Here is a 21,311-nt window from a genome sequence, read left to right as displayed (position 1 = left end):
CGCCCGCCTCATGGAACGCATCCTGCAACCGGCGCCCGAACCGTTTGCACTCTTGTATCGTCCGGAATCCAGCGGCCCCGGGCTGCTGAACGTGCTGATTGGAGAGATGTCGCAGCCGCAGGTACTGGCCGATATCGACTTGCCTGCCCCGTCGATCGGTGCCCCGCGCCTGGATGTACTGACGCTGATTCCCTACCGCCAGATTGCCGAACGCGGCTTCGAGGCGGTGGACGATGGGTCACCGCTGCTGGCGATGAACATCACCGAGCAGCAGTCCATCGGCATTGAGCAGTTGCTGGCGTTGCTGCCCAACGTGCCGATTCAATTGAACAACGAACGCTTCGACCTCAGCGACGCCACCTATGCCGAGATCGTCAGCCAAGTGATCGCCAACGAAATCGGCTCCGGGGAAGGCGCCAACTTCGTGATCAAGCGCACCTTTCTGGCCGAGATCAGTGAGTATGGCCCGGCCAGTGCGCTGTCGTTCTTTCGTCATCTGCTGGAGCGGGAAAAAGGCGTCTATTGGACATTCATCATCCACACCGGCAGTCGCACCTTTGTCGGCGCGTCCCCCGAGCGCCACATCAGCGTCAAGGACGGGCTCGCGGTGATGAACCCCATCAGCGGCACCTATCGCTACCCTCCCGCCGGCCCCAGCCTGACCGACGTCATGGACTTTCTGGCTGACCGCAAGGAGGCCGATGAGCTGTACATGGTGGTCGACGAAGAGCTGAAAATGATGGCGCGCATCTGTGAAGACGGCGGGCACGTCCTCGGTCCTTACCTCAAGGAAATGACGCACCTGGCTCACACCGAGTACTTCATCGAAGGCAAGACCCGCCGCGATGTGCGCGAGATCCTGCACGAAACCCTGTTCGCCCCGACGGTTACCGGCAGCCCGCTGGAAAGCGCCTGCCGGGTGATCCAGCGCTATGAGCCGCAAGGCCGTGCGTACTACAGCGGCATGGCCGCGCTGATCGGCAGCGATGGTAAAGGCGGACGCTCCCTGGACTCGGCGATCCTGATTCGCACCGCCGACATCGATAACAGCGGGCAGGTCCGCATCAGCGTGGGCTCGACCATCGTGCGCCACTCAGAACCCCTGACCGAAGCCGCCGAAAGCCGGGCCAAGGCCGCCGGCCTGATCGCCGCACTGAAAAACCAGGCACCTTCGCGCTTCGGTGGCCATCTGCAGGTGCGCGCAGCATTGGCCAGCCGCAATGCCTACGTCTCGGATTTCTGGTTGATGGACAGCCAGCAGCGCCAACAGACCCAGGCCGACTTCAACGGGCGGCATGTGCTGATCGTCGACGCCGAAGACACCTTCACCTCGATGATCGCCAAACAGCTGCGGGCGCTGGGCCTGGTGGTGACGGTGTGCAGCTTCAGCGACGAGTACAGTTTCGACGGTTACGACCTGGTGATCATGGGCCCTGGCCCTGGCAACCCGAGCGATGTCCAACTGCCGAAAATCGACCATTTGCACGTGGCGATCCGTTCCCTGCTCAGCCAGCAGCGACCCTTCCTGGCGGTGTGCCTGAGTCATCAGGTGCTGAGCCTGTGCCTGGGCCTGCAGTTGCAACGCAAGGCCATTCCCAACCAGGGCGTGCAAAAACAGATCGACCTGTTCGGCAACGCCGAACGGGTGGGTTTCTACAACACCTTCGCGGCCCAAAGCTCCAGTGACCGCCTGGACATCGACGGCATCGGCACGGTCGAGATCAGTCGTGACAGCGAGACCGGCGAGGTCCATGCCCTGCGCGGGCCGTCGTTTGCCTCCATGCAGTTTCATGCCGAGTCGCTGCTGACCCAGGAAGGCCCGCGCATCATCGCCGACCTGCTGCGGCACGCTCTCATCCACGCACCTGTCGACAGCACCGTTTCGGCCGCCGGGAGATAACCATGCACAACTACGTCATCATCGACGCCTTTGCCAGCGTGCCGCTGGAAGGCAATCCGGTCGCGGTGTTCTTTGACGCCGACGACTTGCCGGCCCCGCAGATGCAACGCATCGCCCGAGAAATGAACCTGTCGGAGACCACCTTCGTACTCAAGCCACGTAACGATGGGGATGCGCTGATCCGGATTTTCACCCCGGTCAACGAACTGCCCTTCGCCGGCCACCCGTTGCTGGGTACGGCCATTGCCCTGGGTGCGCACACCGACAATCACCGGCTGTACCTGGAAACCCAAATGGGCACCATCGCCTTTGAACTCGAGCGCCAGAACGGCAGCGTGATCGCCGCCAGCATGGACCAGCCGATCCCGACCTGGACGGCCCTGGGCCGCGACGCTGAATTGCTCGAGGCCCTGGGCATCGGCGACTCGACCTTTCCCATCGAGATTTATCACAACGGCCCGCGCCATGTGTTCGTCGGCCTGCCGAGCATTGCAGCCTTGTCGGCCCTGCACCCCGACCACCGTGCGCTGTCCAGCTTCCACGACATGGCCATCAACTGCTTTGCCGGCGCGGGACGCCATTGGCGCAGCCGGATGTTCTCGCCGGCCTACGGCGTGGTCGAGGATGCGGCAACCGGTTCTGCTGCCGGGCCGTTGGCGGTTCACCTGGCGCGCCACGGCCAGATAGCGTTCGGCCAACCCGTGGAGATTTTGCAAGGCGTGGAAATCGGCCGCCCTTCACTGATGTTCGCCAAAGCGGAGGGCCGCGCCGACCAACTGACGCGAGTCGAGGTATCCGGTCATGGCGTCACGTTCGGACGCGGGAGCATCGTGTTATGAACCTTTCACTGCAAGGCAAGCCGCTGCTGGGTAAAGGTATGTCGGAATCCCTCACCGGCACACTGGATGCGCCCTTCCCCGAATATCAGACACTGCCCGCCGACCCCATGAGTGTGCTGCACAACTGGCTGGAGCGTGCGCGCCGCGTGGGCATCCGCGAACCCAAGGCCCTGGCGCTGGCCACCGCCGACCGCCAGGGCCGGCCCTCTACGCGGATCGTGGTCATCAGTGAAATCAGCGACGCCGGGCTGTTGTTCAGCACCCATGCTGGCAGCCAGAAAGGCCGTGAACTGACCGACAACCCGTGGGCGTCGGGTGTGCTGTATTGGCGCGAGACCAGTCAACAGATCATCCTCAACGGCCAGGCCGTGCGCCTGCCGGATGCCAAGGCCGATGAAGCATGGCTCAAGCGCCCGTATGCGACGCATCCGATGTCATCGGTATCGCACCAGAGTGAAGATTTAGAAGACGTGCAAGCCATGCGCAACGCCGCCAGGCAACTGGCCGAGGCGCAAGGCCCACTGCCGCGTCCCGAGGGGTATTGCGTGTTCGAGTTGCGGCTTGAATCGCTGGAGTTCTGGGGGAATGGGCAGGAGCGGCTGCATGAGCGGTTGCGCTATGACCGCAGCGATACAGGCTGGAGGGTGCGGCGTTTGCAGCCCTGACGCGTGCGGCCAACTCACGCTCCGAACGCAGGCGCTGCAGGGAAGGCTATTGCTCCTCCTGCAGCCATGCTTCACACATAACCGCGATCACTACTGAGTTCCCTATCACGATAAAACCTGGGAATGCGGCTATTAAGAGAGGGTAAATAGCTCCACTGATAATGACGACGAGACGAGGCTGGCTTGCAATGTAGCCATGCCAAAATCGCCTCGGAGGCGATCGTCATTGCAAGTTGCTGGCCTGGGCATTCATGTCTCCCAGAGCCAAAGCTGAAGGTGCGTCGATGAGTTCGTTTGAGCAAGAAGCTATCGGGGTCCGGGTTCGCACTGGAATCCCTGTTCGCTGAAGCGAGTAACACTAGAACCGTATCACCCGCCTCCAAGACGCTGCCCTCGATAGTGCATCGTTTCGCAACGAATCGCCGGGTGTTTTGCACGGGCGAGTCGTAGCGCGCGACCTCTTTCACCAGGTCTGCAACGAGCATCGGCGCAGCTTGCAAGTCTTCAAGCAGACCAGGGTTACGATTGAGCGCTACAAGGGTATTGCCGATCAGGCCCGCAGTGGCTTCGCAGGTCTGTGACAACAGGCCGATCAGGTTAGCGATCAATGCCTCATCATCTCTCCAGGCGGTGGCTTCGCAGCCGCTCAAGATATGGCTCAAGAAGCAGCTGCGCTGATCGTCCTTACTCAGCAGCGCGCTGAATAACTGGCTCAGCCGAGCGGCTGCGGAATTGGATTCACCGAGTTTAGTTGCATCGCTTAAGGGCGAAAAGCAAGCGACAAAGCTCTGTGTGAGTCGAGCTACTTCCTGTAGCCGGTCGGATGGGAGGCCTAACAAGGCCGCAACGACGCAAACCGGTAACGTGAACATCAACTCATCCGGGTCTTCGAGCGGCTTATCGAGCGTCTCGATCAAGCGTGACGCGATGGCTGCGATGCTTTGCACCTCTACGGAGGCCAGGGCGGGTTCGATAGCCATCCTGGGGCACAGGTGCCGCGGGCCCTCGTTCATGCGCATCAACCGACCGAAAATCATGCCCGCCGCGCCCTGCGCAATGGCAGGCGGTATCGGCTCCTTCAGCGGGCGCACCCGACAGTCGGGGTGCCCCAGAATGGCTTCCACAGCGTTGGCGCTGCTTGCGATCCATAAACGCAGACCTGCATCGAATAACAAGCCTTTTTGTCGCCTGAGGCCCGAGTAATAAGCGTATGGATCAGCATGGGTCGCTGCGTCAAAAGGCGTCATTCCACAAATCCTGTTCACAAAGAACAGCTACTATCGAACACCCTTCATGGCGACGATTCGCTCAGGAACGAAATATGGACGCTCAAAGCAATGACACCGCGATTTCTCGAGTAGCCGGCGCGATAGCCGAACCTGCGAGAACGAAAATGCTGTGTTCGTTGATGGACGGCCACGCCCGTACCAGTACCGAAATGGCCGTCATCGCCGACGTGAGTGCATCCACGGCGAGCGCGCATTTAGCGAGATTAAAAGAGGATGGGTTGGTAAAGCTGCACACCCAAGGCAGGCATCGCTACTACAGCCTGGCTGACGCGCAAGTGGCCCAGGCTATTGAGGCTCTCATGGTGATCAGCCAAAACACAGCGACACAATATGTGTCCACGACCCCGACCCGATTGCAGTTCGCGCGCACCTGTTATGACCACATGGCAGGAACACTGGCGGTACAACTGCACGACCATTTCATGGCGTCAGGCTGGTTAACCGTGCCGGTTTCAGGTGAAGGCCTGTATCAGCTTACAACAAGCGGCGAAAAAGCCATGAGCGGTCTCGGTATCGGGATAGAAAAAGCAAGAGCCCAGCGACGCCGTTTCGCGTGCTCTTGCCTGGACTGGAGCATGCGCCGCCCACATCTTGCCGGAGCACTCGGAGCGGCTGTTCTACAAATGGTCATAAGCCGCAAGTGGGTGATCCAGGACCTTGATAGTCGAGCACTGGCCGTGACATCCAAGGGACGAAAGGAGCTGTCTGGGCGATTCGGGATCATGCTGAGTTCGGCCGGATGTGAGAAAGACCCTGCCGACTAACCCACCACCACCGATTTAGCCTCAAGAAACGCTTCCAGGCCATGCACGCCAAACTCTCTGCCTATCCCCGACTGCTTCACTCCGCCAAAGGGTGCGAGTAATTCTGGAGTGGCATGATTGATCAAGACGGTGCCAGCCTCAAGCTGGGAGGCCATACGCTTGGCGCGGTCGAGATCTTTACCGAAGATATAGGCCTGCAGTCCGTAAATGGTGTCGTTGGCAATCTCGACAGCCTGTTCCTCGGAATCGTAGGTCATGATTGACAGCACCGGCCCGAATATCTCTTCCTGCGCGATCGTCATCGAACTCGTCACGTCGGCAAATACCGTCGGTTTGACGAAGTAGCCTCTGTCGATGCCGTCCGGGCGCCCTGCCCCGCCAGCGACGAGTCGGGCCCCCTGTTCCAGGCCCTGGCGGATGAAATGCTGGACTCGATCAAACTGCGCTGCACTGGCCAGCGGCCCCAAGCTGGTATCGGGACGCCATGGATCGCCCACCACCAACCCATCAACACAGGCCTTCACGGCAGCAACGACCTCGTCTGCCTGCTGGCTCGGCACCAGGAGTCGCGAGCCAGCGACACAGGCCTGACCGTTGTTCATGAACGCGGCATTCACGATCATCGGGATGGCACTCGCTGAATCTGCGTCCTCCAGCAGAATCGAGGCGCACTTGCCGGTCAACGACAGGCTCACCCGTTTCAGGCTGTCGAGGCCTGCACGCGCAATCAACTTGCCGGTTGGGGTAGAGCCCGTGAATGAAATCTTCGCAACCTTTGGATTTGTACTCAGCTCATCCCCAACGTCCAGCCCTCTGCCCAGCAAGACATTGAACACTCCATCCGGTAAACCCGCGCTGTGAAGCGCCTCGGTGATCACCTGTGTCTGGATTGGGCTGAGCTCGCTGGGTTTGATGACCGCTGTACAACCCGCGGCGATGGCCGAGGCTAATTTGCTGCAGACCGTTCCAGCGACACTGTTCCAGGGCACAATCAGCGCTGCGACACCGACTGGATCCATCGACACTCGCGCCGCGCCGATTGTTCGAATCAGCGGGTAATCTTCGAGCGTCTGGATAGCATTGGCAAAGCTCTGCGAGACGTACTGGCTTACCCATTGAGTACGCGAGTAAACGCCGCCGTACTCCTCGATGGCCGAATCGCGAATGCTATCGGCGTTCCTCAACACCGCAGCTTGCAGCGCTCTGAGCATGTCGATCCGCTGCGCCTTAGGACTTCTGGCGAATAAACGTTGGGCCCGCGCGGCTGCTTCGATGGCCAGCACCGCATCTTCGCGGTTTGCCAGCGTGACCGTCCCGAGGACGTTCTCGGTCGTGGGGGAAATAATCGGCAAGCTCTCCGTGCCCCGAACCGGGACGAATGTGCCGTCTATATAGCTCGTGCTGAGGGTGTACATGGGCTTCACCTTGGGGTCTTTATAGCGCGCTCATTTCGCCGTCGCGGCTCTTTCGATCAAGCGAGCAACGGGCGCCGGGTTTGAAACCATCACCACATGGGAGGCGCCCTTCACCACTTCCACGGCTTTAGCCCCTGCTCGCTGGGCCATGAAGGCCAGTGCTTGGGGCGGGATGTTCTTGTCCTTGTCGCCGTAGATAGCCCAGCTTGGAATGTGCTTCCACGCCGGCGTGGTAAACGGCTCATTCAGCGCGGCTTCGGTGACCGGACGCTGGGTGGCGGCCATCACTGCCGCTTCAGTCGCGGGCACGTCAGCGGCGAATTGCGCGTGGAATTTGTCCTGCTGGATGTACAAATCCTTGCCACCCTCATTCAATGGCACCGGTGCCGCGAGGGTTGGCCCCAAGGTGCTGCCGGGAAACTTGCCGGCCAGGCCGGCGACGGTTTCGCCGGTGTCCGGGGCGAACGCACTCACGTAGACCAGCGCCTTGACGTTGACCTGGTCATTGGCCGCTTCGCTGATGACGTTACCGCCGTAGGAATGCCCCACCAGCACAACGGGTGACTTGATACTCGCAATCAGCGACGCGACGGATGCGGCATCACTTTTCACACTGCGCAACGGGTTGGCCGCGGCGACAACGGTGTAGCCATCCTTTTCGAGGATATTGACCACGCCGTTCCAGCTCGAGGCGTCGGCGAAGGCGCCGTGAACAAGCACGACTGTTGGCTTTTCAGTCTGCGCGAACGCGTCAGCACCGACCAACACAGAGGCAGCGACTGCCAGCGAGGCAATGATTTTCTTCATGGAAAACTCCTTGAACTTGGGGTTATGGGGCGTACCGGGTGAACACGAAATCATGGTTTTTGACGCGCGCTTGATGACAGGCAAAACACGTCTCGTGCTGAGCCTGGTCGACCGCTTTGCCGTTGATAAAACGCCCAAAGCCCCACCCACCGGTCGCCGCGTACTGCTTCGAATCCTTCACCATGACTTGAACCGTGGTGGCCGCACCGGGTATCGAGGCGGGCTCGAATTCCGGCGACTGGACGTGCTTCCACGCCAGTTTCACCAGCACCGTGCCATCGGGAAACGGCAGCGCTGAATCCTGATAGGCCTTGATTGCCAAGTTATTGCCGACCACGGCGCGCAGTTCATCCAAGGGCGCGGCTTCCTGGGCTGGCGCAATCAGCGGCCACTGGCGATAGCCTTCGGGAATCTTCACGCCGTAGATTGGTGAAGCGTCACCGCCAGCGGAATCGCCCGCTGCGACGCCAGCGACGGTGAGCGCAAGCGCTGCAACAGCCCCGGACAGATGCATGAGTTTCATGGTGACGCTCCCTGTCAGAGATGATCGGCGTCAATCACCGCCTGGGCGAACGCCTGCGGCGCTTCCTGAGGCAGGTTGTGGCCTATTCCACCGCTGATAAGGCGGTACTCATACTTGCCGGTGAACCGTTTTGCATACGCTTCAGCCGGTGGATGGGGCGCACCGTTCGCGTCACCCTCCATCGTGATGGTCGGTACGCTGATGGAAGGGAATGCCGCCAGCTTCTTCTCGATCGCGTCGTACCTGGGCTCGCCTTTGATCAAGTCCAGGCGCCAGCGGTAATTGAACATCGACACGGCCACGTGATCCGGGTTTTGCAGGGATGCCGCGCTGCGGTCAAACGTGGCGTCGTCGAAATTCCACTTTGGCGACGCCAGCTTCCAGATGAGCTTGGCGAAGTCATGGGTGTTTTTCTCGTAGCCCAGACGCCCGCGCTCGGTTGCGAAGTAGAACTGGTACCACCACTGCAACTCGGCGGCGGGTGGCAGTGGTGCTTTGCCCGCTTCCTGGCTGCCGATCAGGTAACCGCTGACCGCCACCAGGGCTTTCACGCGTTCCGGCCACAGTGCGGCAACGATATCGGCAGTGCGGGCGCCCCAGTCGAATCCACCCAGCACGGCTTTGTTGATCTTCAGCGCGTCCATGAAGTCGATCAGGTCGGTGGCCAGTGCAGCGGGTTGCCCATTGCGAACGGTCTTGGGCGAGAGAAAATGCGTGTCGCCATACCCACGGGCAGACGGGATCAACACCCGATAGCCCTTGCCCGCCAAAGCAGGCGCGACATCAGCGAAGGCGTTGATATCGTAGGGCCAGCCGTGCAGCAAAATAACCACCGGGCCGTCGGCGGGGCCGAGTTCCGCGTAGGAAACGTCCAGCAGACCCGCTTTCACATGCTTGAGGTCACCCAGCGAAGTGTGAGCGCCCGGCGTAATAGCGGCCACCGTGGAGGCCGGTACGTCAGCAGCGCTGGCCTGGGCAAACCCTGCCGCCACGGCGCCCAATTGCAGCAACGCTGCTGCCAGTAGCGAGGGGGCAAAACTCCGCAGGCGGCCGGATTTATTCTGGTTGTTCAGCAAGGTCATCTCCATGATGTTTCTCCGTAGCGAGCCGCCGCATAACGGCCCGGTGTATTGACGGGGTTGGGTAAGTGTTACTGAGCGGTCTTCGTTACGCCGAGCTTGGCGCGCAGTGGCCGGAAGGCCTCACGCAATTCTTCGCTGAATAGTTGCGGTTGTTCCCAGGAAGCGAAGTGGCCGCCCTTGTTAACCTGGTTGTAGTAGGCCAGTGAGGGGTAAGCGCGTTGCGCCCAGCTTTTGGGGGCCTGATAGATTTCGTGGGGGAAGACCGTGATTGCCACCGGCACCTTGATACTTGCGGTTTTCTGCGCGGCGGCGCTGAAATTGTTGTTGTTGTTTTCCCAGTAGAAACGCGATGACGATGCGCCGACGTTCGTCAGCCAATACAGGCTGATGTCGTCCAGCATCTCGTCGCGGGTAAGTATCCGTTCAGGCTGACCGTTGCTGTCGGTCCAGGCGGCGAATTTTTCGTACATCCACGCCGCCGTACCGGTGGGCGAATCGGCCAGCAGGTAGCCGATGGTCTGCGGGCGGGTCACCATCATCGCGCCGTAGGCAGCGTTGCGGCCGAAGAAGGTACTCAGGGACTCAAACGCCTTGCGTTCAGGCTCGCTGAGCCCGACAGGTGCCGGGTCACCACTGTTGATCGGCTTGACCAGCTCGGGCGGAATGGTGGCCGGCATGTTCAAGTGAATGCCCAACAGACCCGGCGGATTCAGGCGACCCAGCGCATCCGATATCACCGAGCCGTGATCACCACCCTGGGAAACATAGTGGGAGTATCCGAGACGCTTCATAAGCACATCCCACGCCTTCGCGACGCGATCCGGCCCCCAGCCCAATTCAGTGGGCTTGCCGGAAAAGCCGTGTCCGGGGATCGAGGGGATGATTACGTCGAACGAATCTTCGACCTTACCGCCGTAAGCCACAGGGTCGGTCAGCGGGCCGATGGTCTTCAGGAACTCAAATTGCGAGCCCGGCCATCCGTGTGTCAGCAGCAGCGGCATTGCATTCGGGTTGCGCGAGCGGACGTGGATAAACTGAATATCCACGCCGTCGATGGTGGTGATGAATTCAGGCAGCGCATTGAGCTTCGCTTCGGCCTTACGCCAGTCATAGCCGTTGCCCCAATACTTCACCAACGCCTGAACCTGGGCCAACTGCACGCCTTGGGAGACGTCATTGACCGTCTCTTTGTCTGGCCAGCGGGTCGCGGCGATGCGCTGTTTCAGATCGGTCAGTTGAGCTTCATCGACATGAATTCGGTAAGGCCGAATCGATTCGGGTTGGGTCGCGGCCGAACTGGCAACTGACGCTTCGGCGGCCCAGGCACCGCCGCTGCCTGCGACCAGTGCCAAACCAAACACGCCCATCCTCACGGGGTTTTTCCAGGGCATAACGAGATCTCCGAGCGTTAGATGAGCCATCAATTGAAGAGGGACTGCGCCTTCTCGATGTGTTCATTTAACGCCCCGCAGGTATCCCGTATGTGTCACCAACCGCCTTGAACGAATCACTGTGTATCTGGCTGCGGCGCAGATACACAACGATACAAATCCACCCAGGCGAGTCTGGTGCAAAAGTTTTACCAGCTGGAAAGCGTCACCTGGATATACTCGACGCCACCTTCTTCAACGCCGTTAAACAGGGATAAAGGTGAGTCAAGTGGAGCACGTAGATCACATCCTCATCGTCGACGATGACCGCGAGATCAGAGAGCTGGTGGGGAACTATCTTCAGAAAAACGGACTGCGCACGACGGTAGTGGCGGACGGTCGCCAGATGCGTGTCTTTCTGGCGTCCACGCCGGTCGACTTGATTGTGATGGACATCATGATGCCCGGAGACGATGGGCTGGTGCTGTGTCGGGAACTGCGCGCAGGCAAGCATAAGGCCACACCGATTCTGATGCTGACCGCGCGCAATGACGATACGGATCGAATCATCGGCCTGGAGATGGGCGCCGACGATTACCTGGCCAAGCCCTTTGTCGCCCGGGAGTTGCTGGCGCGAATCAATGCCGTGCTCCGCCGCACCCGCATGTTGCCGCCCAACCTGATTGTCACCGAAGCAGGCCGGCTGCTCGCATTCGGCAAATGGCGGCTGGACACCACGGCTCGACACCTGCTGGACAGCGAAGGCACCATCGTGACGTTAAGTGGCGGCGAGTATCGCTTGCTGCGGGTCTTCCTCGATCACCCCCAGCGCGTGCTGAACCGCGATCAACTGCTCAACCTCACCCAGGGCCGGGACGCCGACCTCTTCGACCGATCGATTGACTTGCTCGTCAGCCGGCTGCGCCACCGGCTGCAGGACGACGCCCGCGATCCCGCCTACATCAAGACTGTTCGCAGCGAGGGCTATGTCTTTACCTACGCGGTGCAAGTGTCAGGAGCACAGCCATGACCATGACGCGCTGGCCGCGCACGTTGGCCTCGCGGTTGACACTGATCTTCCTGGTGAGCCTGGCGGTGGCCCATGGATTGTCATTCGGGCTGCAGTTCTATGAGCGCTACCAAAGTGCCAAGATGTTGATGCTGGACAATTTCGAACAAGACCTGACCACCTCACTGGCGATACTGGAGCGGTTGCCGGCCAATGAGCGTGAGGCCTGGTTGCCGCGCCTGGAACATCCCAACTACCGATACCAACTGGATGAGGGCCAGCCGGGCACGCCAATGGACATGACCAGCGCTCCCGTCTCCGTGCGCTCCATGCAAGCCACGCTGGGCCGGGAGTACCCACTGAGCTTCAGCGATATTGCCGATGCGCGCCCTCATTATCAGGCCCACTTGCGCCTCAAGGACGGCAGCCCCCTGACGATTGATGTGCGACCTGCGGTGATGCCGCTATCACCTTGGTTACCGGCAGTTCTGGTTGCGCAACTGTTGCTGCTGTTCGTCTGCACCTGGCTCGCCGTACGCACGGTCATACGGCCACTGACGCGGCTTTCCCAAGCGGTAGACAGCCTGGATCCGAATGGCCAGGGCGAACCGCTCAAGGAGGAAGGGCCAATCGAAGTGGTCTACGCGGCCGTCGCCTTCAATACCCTGCAGGAGCGCATCGCCAATTACGTGAAGGAACGCATGCAGCTGTTGGCAGCGATTTCCCACGACCTGCAAACCCCGATCACACGAATGAAGCTTCGCGCAGAGTTCATGGACGATTCGATGGAAAAGGACAATCTCTGCAACGACCTGGAGGAAATGCAGCACCTGGTCCAGGAAGGCGTGGCCTACGCGCGGAGCATGGCGGGTTCCAATGAGCCAAGCCGGCGCGTGGATGTCGATTCCTTTCTGGAAAGCCTGGTCTTTGACTACCTCGATACCGGCAAGCAAGTGACGTTGAAGGCTGACGGCGGCGCAGCCATCGATACTCGCCCCCATGCGCTGCGCAGGGTGTTGGTCAACCTCTTGGACAATGCTTTGAAGTTCGGATCAGAGGTGCAAATCATCGCGCAGCACCAGCCGGACGGTGGGCTGCTGATTCAAGTGCTGGACCGTGGCCCCGGCATACCTGACCACCAATTGCCCGAAGTGCTGAAACCTTTTTATCGCGTGGAGAATTCGCGAAACCGGGAAACCGGTGGCACAGGGCTGGGCTTGGCGATTTCGCAACAACTGGCGCTTACCCTGCAAGGCGCCCTGCGCTTGGTGAACCGGGATGGCGGCGGTCTGTGTGCCGAGTTGAAACTGCCGCCAACACTGAGACCTTTCGCAAAGACGCCCATGGATCATCCCCAGTGATCATCACCCCTTGTTCTTAGCCTCCGCCAGCAACTGCTGGATCACTTTTTCCTGAGTGTCATAGCTGCCTTCGCCGAAGTGGGTGTAGCGGATCTTGCCTTCGGCGTCGACGAGGTAGTGGGCGGGCCAGTATTGATTGTCGAATGCGCGCCAGATCGCATAGTTATTGTCGATCGCGATCGGGTAGTTGAGGCCCAGCTTCGCTACGTTTTTGCGCACGTTGTCTATCACCCTTTCAAAGGGATACTCCGGGGTGTGCACGCCGATGACAACCAGCCCCTCCTTCTCGTACTTGCGTGCCCACTCGTTCACATACGGAATGCTGCGCTGGCAATTGATGCAGTCGAACGTCCAGAAGTCCACCAGCACCACTCTGCCTCGCAACGACTCGTTGCTCAGTTCGGGTGAATTCAGCCATTGTACGGCGCCCGACAGGGACGGCATTTCACCCTTGGCACTTAGGTCAGGTGTGGTCGCTGCCTTGACGCTGTCCACCAGGTAATCAGTGACTTTGGGCACACCGTTCAGCAGCGACTGCTCCAGCGTGGCAGCGCCCTGGGATGAAGTGCCGGCAAGCAGTTGGCTTTGTGAGCCACTGGCGATCAGCCCCGCAACCACCAGCGCGGCCAGCCCTGTGCCGCGTCGCAGCCAGGCAATCACGGGCAGCGACAACTTCAACCGAGACACCAGGCCTCGGCCCGCAAAGATCAGCACGCCCAAGGAGACGGCACTGCCCAAGCCGTAGGCCAACAGCAGCAGGCTGGTGTGCGCGCTCGGGCCTTGAAGCATTGCGCCGGTCAGGATGATTCCGAGGATGGGCCCCGCGCAGGGTGCCCAGAGCAATCCGGTTGCCACCCCGATCAGCAGCGATGCGCCGGGCCCCGACAATCTGCGCGTGGCTGGATCGAGGCGATTACCCAGTGCCGTTAACGGGCGCATCAGCCCGTTGCCGACTTTGGCGGAGAGTAACGACAGGGCGAACACTACCAGCACCACCAGCGCGAGCTGGCGACCGATACCGTTGGCCGTCACCACCCAGTCACTGCTGACCACGGCGAGGCTGGACACGAGGGCAAAGGTCAGCGCCAGGCCAAGCAGGGTCCACAACACTGACGCTGGCGAGCGGTCAGCACGGGCGAATAAAAACGGCACGACGGGAAGAATGCACGGGCTGAGTACCGTGACGATGCCGCCGAGAAAGGCGATCAATAACATGGCGCTACCTACTCAATTGGCCGAGGGGGTGTCCCTCGCTGGCGCCAATTGAATCGCCTGCAGGTATCGCGGATATGTCGGTAAAGCGGTCTATTGAATCCGCAAGTATCCGCAGGGCCTGTAGATACAGTGCGATACGGAACTGCTAGCGCTCACTCAGCACGCCATAGATCTCAGCAACCACCTGCGCCGTGGCGTCCTCGATCGATCCTTCGTTACGGCATAGCACCCAACCGTGATCGGCAACCGCTCGCTCGAAGCCCAGCGTGCAGGCCACCTGTTCTTCCAGGGACTGCAGCACCGTACTGCCCAGCCCACGTGTTCGTGCCGCCGCCCTCGCCCATGATGTTTCAGCGTCGGTGACTACCCCGACATGCAGGTCTGGAATCTGCACACCACGCTCCATGTTCAGCTTTAGAATTTCTGCGAACGGCATCAGCCGACGAAACGCCGCATCAGACGGGTACCAGCGGTCAATCAGGATGATGCTGTCAGACGGCTGTTTGGGCAGTACATGCCGGGAAATCCAGCCACGGCTATCAGCAAATCGCTCACACACCGCCAACTCCAGTGCCGGGCTGGGATGCCTGACGAGCTGGTTGACCAGCGCCATGGTTTCACCCCGATGGGGATCGCTCTTTTTTTCGCACAGTCGGATCACCTTTTTGCCGTCTGCCCTCAGAGCTGACGTAACAGCCTCCAGCAGCGTGGTTTTGCCGGTGCCCTTGGGCCCGTCCAGCGAAATGAACAGCGGGCGACTCATTTGACCTGCTCCATGGTGGACATCGTGTTGGGCAGGCCCTGCCCTTATGCCAGTCAATCAAGGCTTTTTGTAGGAGCGAGCTTGCTCGCGAAAAATTCAGGGCCACCGCGATTATCCAGAATAAACGCGTCGCCTGGGCGCTTTTCGCGAGCAAGCTCGCTCCTACAGTGGCCTGGCATCAGTCCCTGCTCAAGCAGCGCTTTGCCAAGCTCAAGGATGCGCGATAGAGCGATGTTCAGGTGCAAAAACGCACTAAGCCGGCTACGAAGGCCATGACATTCCGGGGCATTACCAGCAGCCGTGAACGGCTACCGGCCTTACAGGGCTCAGTCAATCGGACCGATATTAATCGTGCGGTCAGCGCCCAGCCCCTCGACCTTGGCGAGGATTTCGCTGGGCGTGTCCGCGGAAAACGTCAGCACATAGCCCATGCCGCTGCCGTCTTCTTCCACCGAAGCCACCCACAACTCGACTTCATCGGCGGCCAGGCCTATGGCATTACCGATCGAACGGTTGCGCGCTTCTGAATCGGTGTCGCCCGCTGCGTAATCAATCATGGGTAAACCTCCTCGCGTCTGTGTGATCGTTGTTATCACCATAGACGCACGAGGCAGCGCAGGGTTCGTTTTCTTGTCTCACACACGCACACCCGCCGTTCATCACCCCTGCCCTGTGTTTTTTTAAACTCTTGAATTTACGCTGATCAAAACAGGTGTGAACGCTTCAATCACACTGACAATCGGAGGACTCATGAACCACGCCATCCCGGATTTGCCATGCGCCTGCCCAGGCTGCAGTTGCCAGGTGACCGATGCCGCGCGCTATCAACGCGATGGCAAAACCTATTGCAGCCAGGCCTGCGCCGACCTGCACCCACGCGGTCAGGCATGCCCCAGTGCGGAATGCCATTGCGAGTCGCATGTAAAGGTGCAGGACCGCGCCGTCAGCGATAGCCAGCTTGACGAGGCCATCGAAGAAACCTTCCCGGCGAGCGATCCTATTTCACCCTGATCGTGCGATCCACATGGGGCGTTGCTTTATCAACTGAAGCGAATATCCAACGCACGCAGGTAGGTTTGCAGCCCCGCGTCCTGGATCGGGATCAGGAACGCTTCGGTGGCGGATTCATTGAAGTGCGCATGCCAATACCCAGGCGGCGTCACGAACGCCAGGCCGGGCGCCCAGTCGACTCGTACCGGATTGCGGATCTGCCCCTCCGTGTCCAGTTCGGTGCCTACCAGGGAGTAGCAGCCTGGCGGGCAGTCAATGATGAAGTCCAGGGCAATCGACTGGTGCCGGTGGGGCTTTTGCACCGATCCGGCCGGCAGAATGCCGTACATCGCCCACAGTACGTGGGTAACGGTGCGCGTTTGGGGAAAGTTACGATTGCCCAGCAGGATACTGATGCGGCTGCGGTCCTGGGCACGCGGATCATCCGCCGCTTCGCGCAGCTTGGCGTTGGCCACCGCTGCGGGGTACAGCGTTGGTGTGAAGCGATCTGCACTGGGTACCACCCCGAGGTAGCGCAGCAACGGTTCATCGTGCACGTAGTAAAGGCGCGCATCCGCGCTGGCACTGAAGTGCGCCGCCTGCAAACCCGGCAGCGCGATAAAGCAGCCTTTGGACCATTGAATCTCATGCTCGGCCTGCACCACGCTGCCCTCCCCGGCGATCACGTAGAACACCTGGGAGGTCGCGTTGGGTTGCACGGTCAGCGTGTCGCTACGGTTGAGTCGCATAAAGTTGGCGCACAGTCCGGGACCTGTGGCCGGGCCTTCGCAGCCCAGGGCGTCGCTGAGGTCCAGCGGGACGACGCGTGAAGGGCCGCTGTCATACAGCGCGGCAGGAAAACTGTGGTAGGGAATGCGCGGTATGAGATTGGCACTGATGGGGTTGGCGGCCTTGCTGTACTCGAAGTACTCGGCGTCCACTTGGTGGGGATCGGACAATGCGCGGCTGAATTCACGGTTCATCAGGCTCACCTCAGTCTTCGGCTGGTTTGCACAGCGTCGTTGAGTGCGCTGTGGGGGTGAGTGAACTATAGGCATAGCGCGCCGGCGGATGCATCCCTTGATCCGCACGGCGGTCAGGTCAAACGAGGGCAGCGGCTTAACGCCGTGCAAACTGCGGAATTTCCAGCCCCAGGCGCTCGCGTAACGTACTCCCTTCATACGCGGTCCGGTAAACACCGCGTTCCTGCAGCAACGGTATGACTTCCCGGGTAAAGCGAGTGAACTGCTCCGGGTGTCCGATGTAGATGTTGAAACCATCCACGGCGCGGGCGTGCAGCCAATCCGCCATTTTTTGCGCCACCGTATCAGCCGTGCCGGTGAAGGCCCTGGACGCAGTTGGCGGCCAAATTCTACGGCCTGGCGCAGGCTGAAACCCTTCTCGCGGGCCTGATCGGCGATGCGTTTGGCAGCAGTGAAAAAGCTGCTGCGCGCAGCCTCCAGGCTTTCTTGAGGGAATGGCGCATCCAGGTCGTACTGGCTGAAGTCATGCCAGCCGAAATTACGCCCGAATTCTTTCAGCGCAAGCGCAAAACTATGGTCGACCTGATGATAATGCTGCTCGATTTCGCGGGCGTGGGCATCGGTGTCGCCCACATAGATTTCCGCGCCGGGCATGATCAGTAACTGCTCCGGATCGCGCCCGCGTTGCAGCGCCCTGCCCTTTATATCCCGGTAAAACGCCTGGCCCTGCTCGATGCTGGCGGCATGGGTGAAGATGACGTCGGCGGTGGCGGCGCCCAGGTCGCGGCCTTGCTCGGAATCCCCGGCCTGGAAGATCACCGGCTGCCCCTGGGGTGAGCGCTGGATGTTCAGCGGGCCGGCCACCGCAAAGTGTTCGCCCTGATGATTCAGGCTATGCAGTTTGCTCGGGTCGAGAAACTGGCCGGTGGCGCGGTCGCGCACGAAGGCGTCGTCCTCATAGGAGTTCCACAGCCCCTGCACCACCTGGACGTGTTCGGCAGCGCGGCTGTAACGCGTGGTGTAGTCATAATGCTCGTCCCGGCTGTAATTGCCGGCGGTACCGGCATCGCCGCTGGTCACCACGTTCCAGCCGGCGCGGCCTTTGCTGATCAGGTCCAGGGAAGCCAGGCGCCGCGCAACGTTATACGGCGCGTTGTAGGAGGTGGTCAGCGTACCGACCAGGCCGATATGCCGCGTGCTCACGGCCAGCGCCGACAACAACGTCAGCGGTTCCAGGCGATTGAGGTAATGGGAAGGCGAGCCCGGGGTAATGAACTGGCTGTCGACGATAAAGATCAAGTCGAACAACGCCGCCTCGGCCTGGCGCGCGATATCGATGTACCAGTCGATATTCACGCTGGCGTCGGCCGGCAATTGCGGGTCGAGCCACAGGTTGTGGCGGCCCGGCCCACCGCAACCCATGGTCAAGGCGCCCAGTTTGAGCTGTCGTTTGGTCATGTCAGAGAGATTCCTTGGTGTATTCAGGGCTGTGCCTGGGCGACGGCGGGCTGCAGGGCCGCGGCGAATGACGGGTCGAACAGGCTGGCGGCCGGGTAAGCCTTGATCAGCCCTTCGCTGGCGAAGAAGTCCACGGTTTTTTGCGCCTCGACCGGTGCCTGGGCAGTCAGCGGTTCGACCGTGGTGCGTGCCCTGGCAAACCAGGCGCGGGCGATTTCAGCATCGGCGCGGGTGCGTTTGGCCCATGCGTCAGCGTAGGCGTTGGTGTTGGCCGGGCTCTGGCGTGCCCAGTCACGGGCTTTTTTCAGGCGCTGGAGAAAGTCGTTGATGGGCGCGCGTTTGTCGTCGACCGCCGTGGCGTTGGCGGCGATAAAACTCTGGGCGGGAATCAACCCCTCGGCCGTCGCGAGTACCCGTGCACCTTGGCGTTCCTGCTGGGTCACATAAGGCTCCCAGGTGGCGATGACATCGACCGAGCCGCCTTCCAGCGCATGGGACGCATCCAGTGCGCTGAGGTAACGCAACTGCAGCGCGTCGCGGGCAACGCCGGCGTTATCCAGTGCGCTCAGCAGCAGTTGCTGGCTCCAGGAACCTTTCCAGATGGCTGCGCGTTTGCCCGCCAGGTCCGCGAGGCTGTGGATCGACGAATCCTGCTTGACCAGAATCGCCACGCCCGCCAGGTTTTGCCGGCTGACGGCAATCACCTTGATCGGCGCACCCAATGCGCCGAGGAACAACACCGGCGCGTCGCCGAGCAGGCCGATATCCAGGCTGCCGACGTTGAGCGCTTCGGCCACCGGCGATCCGGCCGTGAACTGCTTCCATTCAAGGGTGTAGGGAAGATCCTCAAGCACCCCCGCCGCTTCCATCGCGGCTTGGGCGTTATAGCTTTGATCGCCCACTACCAGCGTTTGCGCATGGGCGGTGAGGCAGATCAATGCGGCGGCCATGCCGGTCGCCAGTTTTGACAGGTAACGCACGTTCGTCTCCAGATGCCATGGGAGGCACGTCAAGTCGATCCGCGCGTGCGGTCTCGGCGATAGTCGTAAGGGGCATTACGATGAGGTTATAAGAAAGACATGTAAAATATTTATAATGCATAACGTAATTCACTAAAAATGCACATATTGCATTTTACCGGTGCATCGCCGCGCAACACGCATCGTGCGCATTCAAACGTCATCAACCCCTGCCCGTCTGCGTGGTAATCTCACGCCACCACGAATAGACATTGATCGTCACTTGACGATGACCAAAGCCAGGAAAGAACATGCCCAAGATTTCTCACTCAGCGCTGCGCCGTAAATTCCGCGAACTGCTTGCCACGCCCATCTGTGTTGAAACCGCCTCGGTTTTCGACCCCATGTCCGCCCGTATCGCGGCTGACCTGGGTTTTGAGGTGGGTATTCTCGGCGGCTCCGTCGCCTCCCTGCAGGTACTGGCGGCACCTGATTTCGCGTTGATTACCCTGAGTGAGTTCGTCGAACAGGCCACCCGCATCGGCCGCGTCGCACAGTTGCCGTTCATTGCCGATGCCGACCACGGCTACGGCAATGCCCTGAACGTGATGCGTACGGTTGAAGAGCTGGAACGCGCCGGCGTCGCGGCGCTGACCATTGAAGACACCCTGCTGCCTGCGCAATTCGGGCGTAAATCCACGGACCTGATCTCCGTCGAAGAAGGCATCGGCAAGGTCAAGGCAGCTCTGGAGGCGCGTGTCGATCCTGAACTGTCGATCATCGCGCGCACCAACGCCGGCGTATTGCCCACCGAAGACGTGATTGCGCGCACCCAGGCCTATGAAAAGGCCGGCGCCGATGGAATCTGCATGGTCGGAGTCAAAGACTTCGACCACCTGGAAAAAATCGCCGAGAACCTCACGGTGCCATTGATGCTGGTGACCTACGGCAACCCCCAACTGCACGACAGCGAGCGTCTGGCGAGCCTGGGCGTGCGCATCGTGGTGGCCGGGCATGGCGCCTACTTTGCCGCGATCAAGGCCACTTACGACAGCCTGCGCGCGCAACGGCAGTTGACCCACAGCACTTCCAACCTCAGCGCGACCGAGCTGACCCACACCTATACATTGCCGGAGAGCTATGTGGCGTGGGCTGAGGAGTTCATGGACGTGAAAGAGTAAACCCCTGGTTTGCCCCAGGTGGTTTTTTCAGGGACCATGGCGCCTTTTCGTTCCTGCCAACATGAGGCACCCATGGCCAACCACGACCTGACCTTCACACCCGACCCGGATGCCGATTCGATCTCCTCCGACGTGATCGGCTTCAACGGCATCCTGGTCTCCACCCAGATTCCAACCCACGCCGACGGCAGCCTGGAGCTGGGCGATATCACGCTGCAAAGCGAATGCACCCTGCAAGCGCTGAAAGTCGCGCTGGAAAAAGCCGGCAGCTCCATGGACCGGGTCATGCACCTGACCATCTACCTGACCGACATGGCCGATCGCGCCGCGTTCAACGAAGTCTACAAACGCTTTTTCGCCAAGCCATGGCCGGTACGGGCGGCGGTGGGTGTTGCCGCGTTGGCTGTAGAAGGTATGCGTGTTGAAGTAACGGCGATGGCTGCCAAGGCCTGACTCGGTGAAACATGTGGGAGGGGGCTTGCTCCCGATGGGGGAGTGTCAGTGAGTACATGAGTAGCTGACCCACCGCCATCGGGAGCAAGCCCCCTCCCACATTGGTTCGGCGCATACCGACAGCCTTGGCAAACACAGCGAGAAGGTCTCGGAGCCGACCGATTTGGGATGCCGAACTCGGTCAAAACTGTGGGAGGGGGCTTGCTCCCGATGAGGCAGTTTCATTAAGCACATGTGTAACTGACCCACCGCCATCGGGGGCAAGCCCCCTCCCACATTGGTTCG

Annotated in this window: 20 protein-coding genes and 1 pseudogene; 9 read left to right on the top strand and 12 right to left on the bottom strand. The window is 60.6% G+C overall.

All coding sequences use genetic code 11. From position 1 onward, the window contains the following. The first annotated feature begins 10 nt into the window (after positions 1–10). From C4J92_RS13520 to phzG, 3 genes are read left to right on the top strand one after another with little or no spacing between them, the layout of a single operon-like run. A complete protein-coding gene (locus tag C4J92_RS13520) occupies positions 11–1,900 on the top strand; it encodes an anthranilate synthase family protein (RefSeq protein WP_372238392.1) in 1,890 nt (629 codons plus the stop codon). Between the two features lie 2 nt (positions 1,901–1,902). After that, positions 1,903–2,739, top strand: a complete 837-nt coding sequence (locus C4J92_RS13515) for a PhzF family phenazine biosynthesis protein (RefSeq protein WP_124404196.1) — start codon at positions 1,903–1,905, stop codon at positions 2,737–2,739. After that, positions 2,736–3,404: a phenazine biosynthesis FMN-dependent oxidase PhzG gene (phzG, locus tag C4J92_RS13510; RefSeq protein ID WP_124404195.1), complete on the top strand. Its 669-nt coding sequence runs from the start codon at positions 2,736–2,738 to the stop codon at positions 3,402–3,404. Before C4J92_RS13515 ends, phzG begins: the two co-directional genes overlap by 4 nt. Positions 3,405–3,475: 71 nt before the next feature. Here phzG and C4J92_RS13505 read toward each other — a convergent pair whose 3' ends face one another. After that, the gene (locus tag C4J92_RS13505; RefSeq protein WP_164487535.1) at positions 3,476–4,651 is read right to left on the bottom strand and encodes a cytochrome P450; all 1,176 of its coding nucleotides are present in this window, start codon (positions 4,649–4,651) and stop codon (positions 3,476–3,478) included. A 74-nt stretch (positions 4,652–4,725) separates the two neighbouring features. Between C4J92_RS13505 and C4J92_RS13500 the strand changes: the two genes are divergently transcribed. Continuing rightward, entirely contained in the window at positions 4,726–5,457 is a 732-nt protein-coding gene (locus C4J92_RS13500; RefSeq protein WP_124404194.1) for a helix-turn-helix transcriptional regulator, read from the top strand. Here C4J92_RS13500 and C4J92_RS13495 read toward each other — a convergent pair. The 5 genes from C4J92_RS13495 to C4J92_RS13475 all read right to left on the bottom strand — a co-directional run bounded on the left by C4J92_RS13495 (position 5,454) and on the right by C4J92_RS13475 (position 10,675). Then, positions 5,454–6,872, bottom strand: a complete 1,419-nt coding sequence (locus C4J92_RS13495) for an aldehyde dehydrogenase family protein (protein ID WP_124404193.1) — start codon at positions 6,870–6,872, stop codon at positions 5,454–5,456. The genes C4J92_RS13500 and C4J92_RS13495 overlap by 4 nt on opposite strands. Before the next feature lie 30 nt (positions 6,873–6,902). Then, complete coding sequence (locus C4J92_RS13490; protein ID WP_124404192.1) at positions 6,903–7,679, bottom strand: alpha/beta fold hydrolase; 777 nt, start codon at positions 7,677–7,679, stop codon at positions 6,903–6,905. 22 nt (positions 7,680–7,701) lie between these two features. Further along, positions 7,702–8,202: a cytochrome P460 family protein gene (locus C4J92_RS13485; RefSeq protein WP_124362886.1), complete on the bottom strand. Its 501-nt coding sequence runs from the start codon at positions 8,200–8,202 to the stop codon at positions 7,702–7,704. 14 nt (positions 8,203–8,216) lie between these two features. Beyond that, positions 8,217–9,290 carry an alpha/beta fold hydrolase gene (locus C4J92_RS13480; protein WP_124404191.1) on the bottom strand — a complete coding sequence of 358 codons (1,074 nt, stop codon included), beginning with the start codon at positions 9,288–9,290 and terminating at the stop codon, positions 8,217–8,219. Positions 9,291–9,352: 62 nt separating this feature from the next. After that, on the bottom strand, positions 9,353–10,675 hold the full coding sequence (locus C4J92_RS13475; protein ID WP_256657409.1) for an epoxide hydrolase family protein: 1,323 nt from the start codon (positions 10,673–10,675) through the stop codon (positions 9,353–9,355). A 268-nt stretch (positions 10,676–10,943) separates the two neighbouring features. Between C4J92_RS13475 and C4J92_RS13470 the strand changes: the two genes are divergently transcribed. Then, a complete protein-coding gene (locus C4J92_RS13470; RefSeq protein WP_124404189.1) occupies positions 10,944–11,684 on the top strand; it encodes a response regulator in 741 nt (246 codons plus the stop codon). Continuing rightward, positions 11,681–13,024: a HAMP domain-containing sensor histidine kinase gene (locus C4J92_RS13465; protein ID WP_124404188.1), complete on the top strand. Its 1,344-nt coding sequence runs from the start codon at positions 11,681–11,683 to the stop codon at positions 13,022–13,024. The genes C4J92_RS13470 and C4J92_RS13465 overlap by 4 nt, the downstream gene beginning before the upstream one ends. A 3-nt stretch (positions 13,025–13,027) precedes the next feature. On the opposite strand, the gene C4J92_RS13460 is transcribed toward C4J92_RS13465, so the two are convergent. The 3 genes from C4J92_RS13460 to C4J92_RS13450 form a co-directional block, all read right to left on the bottom strand. After that, complete coding sequence (locus C4J92_RS13460; protein WP_124404187.1) at positions 13,028–14,239, bottom strand: cytochrome c biogenesis protein DipZ; 1,212 nt, start codon at positions 14,237–14,239, stop codon at positions 13,028–13,030. 145 nt (positions 14,240–14,384) lie between these two features. After that, on the bottom strand, positions 14,385–15,002 hold the full coding sequence (locus C4J92_RS13455; RefSeq protein WP_124404186.1) for a dTMP kinase: 618 nt from the start codon (positions 15,000–15,002) through the stop codon (positions 14,385–14,387). Positions 15,003–15,328: 326 nt separating this feature from the next. Beyond that, entirely contained in the window at positions 15,329–15,559 is a 231-nt protein-coding gene (locus tag C4J92_RS13450; protein ID WP_124404185.1) for a DUF317 domain-containing protein, read from the bottom strand. 193 nt (positions 15,560–15,752) lie between these two features. Here C4J92_RS13450 and C4J92_RS13445 point away from each other — a divergent pair, with 193 nt between their 5' ends. Beyond that, the gene (locus tag C4J92_RS13445) at positions 15,753–16,013 is read left to right on the top strand and encodes a metallothionein (protein ID WP_177413182.1); all 261 of its coding nucleotides are present in this window, start codon (positions 15,753–15,755) and stop codon (positions 16,011–16,013) included. Between the two features lie 29 nt (positions 16,014–16,042). Here the strand turns inward: C4J92_RS13445 and C4J92_RS13440 are convergent, their stop codons facing one another. The 3 genes and pseudogenes from C4J92_RS13440 to C4J92_RS13430 form a co-directional block, all read right to left on the bottom strand. Beyond that, entirely contained in the window at positions 16,043–16,975 is a 933-nt protein-coding gene (locus tag C4J92_RS13440) for a cupin (RefSeq protein ID WP_124404184.1), read from the bottom strand. A 136-nt stretch (positions 16,976–17,111) separates the two neighbouring features. Beyond that, positions 17,112–18,433, bottom strand: a pseudogene (locus C4J92_RS13435) (LLM class flavin-dependent oxidoreductase). Positions 18,434–18,456: 23 nt separating this feature from the next. Beyond that, complete coding sequence (locus C4J92_RS13430) at positions 18,457–19,413, bottom strand: ABC transporter substrate-binding protein (RefSeq protein ID WP_124367055.1); 957 nt, start codon at positions 19,411–19,413, stop codon at positions 18,457–18,459. Between the two features lie 290 nt (positions 19,414–19,703). Between C4J92_RS13430 and C4J92_RS13425 the strand changes: the two genes are divergently transcribed. Both C4J92_RS13425 and C4J92_RS13420 read left to right on the top strand, forming a co-directional pair. Further along, positions 19,704–20,573 (top strand): oxaloacetate decarboxylase, encoded by an 870-nt coding sequence (locus tag C4J92_RS13425; RefSeq protein WP_124404183.1) that lies wholly within the window; start codon positions 19,704–19,706, stop codon positions 20,571–20,573. 72 nt (positions 20,574–20,645) lie between these two features. Then, a complete protein-coding gene (locus C4J92_RS13420) occupies positions 20,646–21,026 on the top strand; it encodes a RidA family protein (protein WP_124404182.1) in 381 nt (126 codons plus the stop codon). The last annotated feature ends 285 nt before the right edge of the window (positions 21,027–21,311 follow it).

The organism is Pseudomonas sp. R3-18-08, from assembly GCF_003852065.1.
GTDB lineage: Bacteria > Pseudomonadota > Gammaproteobacteria > Pseudomonadales > Pseudomonadaceae > Aquipseudomonas.
Note: the sequence above shows the minus strand (reverse complement) of the source record. Positions and strands in the feature narration are given on the sequence as shown.

Coding starts and splice junctions, on each gene's coding strand:
- C4J92_RS13450 (WP_124404185.1), bottom strand. CDS start 15,559: ATGATTGATTACGCAGCGGGCGACACCGATTCAGAAGCGCGCAACCGT.
- C4J92_RS13485 (WP_124362886.1), bottom strand. CDS start 8,202: ATGAAACTCATGCATCTGTCCGGGGCTGTTGCAGCGCTTGCGCTCACC.
- C4J92_RS13475 (WP_256657409.1), bottom strand. CDS start 10,675: ATGCCCTGGAAAAACCCCGTGAGGATGGGCGTGTTTGGTTTGGCACTG.
- C4J92_RS13425 (WP_124404183.1), top strand. CDS start 19,704: ATGCCCAAGATTTCTCACTCAGCGCTGCGCCGTAAATTCCGCGAACTG.
- C4J92_RS13515 (WP_124404196.1), top strand. CDS start 1,903: ATGCACAACTACGTCATCATCGACGCCTTTGCCAGCGTGCCGCTGGAA.
- C4J92_RS13495 (WP_124404193.1), bottom strand. CDS start 6,872: ATGTACACCCTCAGCACGAGCTATATAGACGGCACATTCGTCCCGGTT.
- C4J92_RS13505 (WP_164487535.1), bottom strand. CDS start 4,651: ATGACGCCTTTTGACGCAGCGACCCATGCTGATCCATACGCTTATTAC.
- phzG (WP_124404195.1), top strand. CDS start 2,736: ATGAACCTTTCACTGCAAGGCAAGCCGCTGCTGGGTAAAGGTATGTCG.
- C4J92_RS13455 (WP_124404186.1), bottom strand. CDS start 15,002: ATGAGTCGCCCGCTGTTCATTTCGCTGGACGGGCCCAAGGGCACCGGC.
- C4J92_RS13445 (WP_177413182.1), top strand. CDS start 15,753: ATGAACCACGCCATCCCGGATTTGCCATGCGCCTGCCCAGGCTGCAGT.
- C4J92_RS13500 (WP_124404194.1), top strand. CDS start 4,726: ATGGACGCTCAAAGCAATGACACCGCGATTTCTCGAGTAGCCGGCGCG.
- C4J92_RS13420 (WP_124404182.1), top strand. CDS start 20,646: ATGGCCAACCACGACCTGACCTTCACACCCGACCCGGATGCCGATTCG.
- C4J92_RS13460 (WP_124404187.1), bottom strand. CDS start 14,239: ATGTTATTGATCGCCTTTCTCGGCGGCATCGTCACGGTACTCAGCCCG.
- C4J92_RS13465 (WP_124404188.1), top strand. CDS start 11,681: ATGACCATGACGCGCTGGCCGCGCACGTTGGCCTCGCGGTTGACACTG.
- C4J92_RS13520 (WP_372238392.1), top strand. CDS start 11: ATGGAACGCATCCTGCAACCGGCGCCCGAACCGTTTGCACTCTTGTAT.
- C4J92_RS13490 (WP_124404192.1), bottom strand. CDS start 7,679: ATGAAGAAAATCATTGCCTCGCTGGCAGTCGCTGCCTCTGTGTTGGTC.
- C4J92_RS13480 (WP_124404191.1), bottom strand. CDS start 9,290: ATGGAGATGACCTTGCTGAACAACCAGAATAAATCCGGCCGCCTGCGG.
- C4J92_RS13440 (WP_124404184.1), bottom strand. CDS start 16,975: ATGAACCGTGAATTCAGCCGCGCATTGTCCGATCCCCACCAAGTGGAC.